2 protein-coding genes are annotated in these 2,609 nt (G+C 53.1%); one reads left to right on the forward strand and one right to left on the reverse strand.

What is annotated here, in order from left to right; genetic code table 11:
* Positions 1–166 precede the first annotated feature (166 nt).
* Positions 167–1,888: a hypothetical protein gene (locus tag DMG62_24025; protein PYY20055.1), complete on the reverse strand. Its 1,722-nt coding sequence runs from the start codon at positions 1,886–1,888 to the stop codon at positions 167–169.
* Between the two features lie 343 nt (positions 1,889–2,231).
* On the opposite strand from DMG62_24025, the gene DMG62_24030 reads away from it, so the two are divergent.
* Positions 2,232–2,609 (forward strand): hypothetical protein (locus DMG62_24030; protein ID PYY20056.1); only part of this gene is annotated, 378 nt, incomplete at its 3' end.

Raw genomic sequence — 2,609 nt, forward strand, 5'->3', positions numbered from 1 at the left:
GTTTGCTTTACGGGGTGAAGCCGACCGACCCGCTCAGCTTCGGCGGCGTCGCTGCGCTTTTCGTCGGTGTTGCGCTGCTCGCCTGTTATCTTCCCGCCCGCCGCGCAATGAAAATCGATCCCATGGTTGCTTTGCGGCACGAGTAATTTGTCTATCAGAGGATTGCTTATTCGTGGTCGCGGGTTGTCATCGTTGATTCGAGTTTTTGCCGGTCGTCACTGAGTCCGGGAATAACGGTTCTGCCGAGTTGATTCTGTTCTTGTTCGGCAAGCCTGATCCAGGACAACGCCTCTTTTGGGTTGCCGAGGCCGTCTTCCGCTACGGCCAGATTATAGTAACACGCAATCAACGCTTCCTGTCGCGCTTCAGGCGATGGTAACTGCGACACCTCATCCAGCTCCGCTAGAAATTCCTTTTTTGCTGACTGCATATCGCCCTTATCAAGTAACAACACGCCGCGGCTAAGAAAGAGATCAGGCATGAGATGCGAACCCTTTGTCGCGAGCGCGCGGTCGAAATTCTCCGATGCTTTGCTCTGCAAATGTCCCTTAAACGCGTTTTCGGCCGGTCCAGTATGCTGGCCGGCTGACAGTTCAGACAGCAACTGCGGAAGCCGTGCATCGTCTCTCCAAACGAGTGAAGCGAGCTGTTTTGATTGCTCTGCCGGAAGTGGAGAATTCCTGAGCCTTGTTCCCAGTCTGGCCGATTTGTCCAGGTATTCCCAGCCAAGCTCGTAGAACACATGGAAGTCATTCGTCTTCCGCGCAGCAGCGTACCAAATGGACCGCGGGTCCTGCCACTCGGCCAAATAATCGACGGTTTTCTTGAACCATACCAAACTGACCACCGCGACGACTGCCGTCGCGGCAGCGACGTTCCATTTTGGCAAATAATCTGTGGCCCTGAACACCAGCCATGCAATCAGAATGACGGCTCCTATCGATGGCAAAAACAGATAGCGGTCCGTGACCGGATACGAGAACGGCAGCACCTGAGTTGGCAGATACGTAAAGAGGACCCAGTAAATCAAAAGAGTGACCACGGGATAACGTTTGCGCAGCAGCAAGGGGAACATAAACACGGCAACGAGAAAGACTGCTCCTGCAAATTGAGCCAACGCTGTTCCGTTGCCAGGTGGGACGCGGTAGAGCACATAATTTCCAAGTCCACTGAGTAGCCAGATGCCTTGAAGAAACGATGCTGCGCGCATGCTCATATCAGGCTCGGCTCCTGTTCCTGGTTGCGCATGCTGAACGGCCACTACTGCGAGCGTCGCGAGGAGCACGAACGGGATTTTGTCGACTATCGATCGGCTCAACCCCCGCTTTTCAACTAATAGATCAAAGCTGAGTAACACGGCCGGGAACGCGACAACGGAGAGCTTTCCTAACAATGCTAAGAGAAACAGCAGCAGCGAAGCGAGGTACCAAACGACTGCGCCGCGCTGTCTATATTTTAGATATGCTAGAAAACCAGGAAGTACAAATGCCGCAGCAACCAAATCTTTCCGGCTTGAAATCCAGACCACGGCTTCCACGTGCATGGGATGAACAACAAACAGCATGGCAGCAGCAATGGCAGTTAGGCGATGTTGTGTCAGTGCCAGTGCGACGAGGTACACAAAACCGGCAACGGTGCCCGCCCAGAGATTGCTCGATAGATGAAACGCCGAGGCGTTCAGGCCTGCGATGGCGTGATCGAGCATGTACGAGAAGAGATGCAGAGGCGAATAGTTGAGGTAGTAGGAAGTGGATAAAATCTGCCTGATGTGTTCCCACGTGGCGCCCTGGATCCACGCGTTGTCGAGGACGTACTGCAGATCGTCGATTCGGAAAAAACCGAGATGAAGATCGCCCGCATATAAAACAGCGGTTCCCAGAACGCACATGAGAACGATCGCGCTATTCAACTGCCATGGGCCTGGTAACACGCATGCGTACGAACGAGCATCGGCTTTTGCTTTGGCAGATTTGGCGGGCTTTTTCCTACGACCAGAATGCCGCGAATTGGCCATTGCTTCAGGCGCCGATCGAGTTTGTGCTCTTTTAATGGAACCCACCTAACACAAATTACTTCCGGCTGGATTTTAATCGGCTTTGGCAATTCTCGACACGAAAATTCCATCTTCGATTGGCTCCAAAAGCGATTTGTGCCTGGGGAAGCGTTTGCGTTTCTACTTCGTTTGAATATCGGTGGCACTTCACTGTCTCATATCGAACTCCAAACCTATTATGCATTTGCGTTTCGTAATTTTTCTCATCATTGCCTCGCTCAGCATTCCGGCAATTTTCGCGCAAGAAATAAATCAGCCGACCGTCGACGAACTTGTTGCCAAGAACATCGAGGCCAAGGGCGGCGCGACCGCGTTGAACAACCTCCAAACGCTGCGCTCAACTGGTAAGCTGCTGCTTCCCGTGCAGGGCCAGATCGAGCTTGGCTATCTCCAAACAAAAAAGCGCCCGGATGAAGTGCGTACCGAAGGTTCGCTTCAGGGGATGACGCAGATTGAGGCGTATGACGGCAAGGAGGGATGGAAGGTTTCGCCATTTTTCGGACGCAAAGATCCGGAGCGCATGTCCGCCGATGATGTGAAGGCGCTGGTGGAAGAT

It is taken from the genome of Acidobacteriota bacterium, assembly GCA_003225175.1.
In the GTDB taxonomy this organism is placed as follows: domain Bacteria; phylum Acidobacteriota; class Terriglobia; order Terriglobales; family Acidobacteriaceae; genus Gp1-AA112.

What these genes read in the sequence shown, in the direction of transcription:
- DMG62_24025 (PYY20055.1), bottom strand. Translation starts at nt 1,888, where the DNA reads ATGTGCGTTCTGGGAACCGCTGTTTTATATGCGGGCGATCTTCATCTC.